This is a genomic window from Maritalea porphyrae (genome assembly GCF_027213965.1).
Classification (GTDB): Bacteria; Pseudomonadota; Alphaproteobacteria; order Rhizobiales; family Devosiaceae; genus Maritalea; species Maritalea porphyrae_A.
Map to the genome: position 1 here is coordinate 1 of NZ_JAPWGX010000080.1, position 236 is coordinate 236.

At 47.0% G+C, this 236-nt stretch carries 1 pseudogene; it reads right to left on the reverse strand.

Annotated features, from left to right (window positions below):
* Positions 1–236: pseudogene (locus tag O4H47_RS18070) on the reverse strand (NADP-dependent malic enzyme); the annotation flags it as partial.

Sequence of the window (236 nt, forward strand, 5' to 3'; positions counted from 1 at the left end):
CACATCAAGAGCACCACGGAAAATGAATGGGAAACACAATACGTTGTTAACTTGGTTAGGATAATCACTACGGCCAGTACCCATGATCAAGTCATCACGAACTGCGTGAGCAAGTTCCGGCTTGATTTCAGGATCCGGGTTAGAACATGCGAATACGATTGGCTTATCAGCCATCAACTTCAACGCTTCCGCTGGCAACAGGTTTGGACCAGATACACCTAGGAACAGATCTGCAC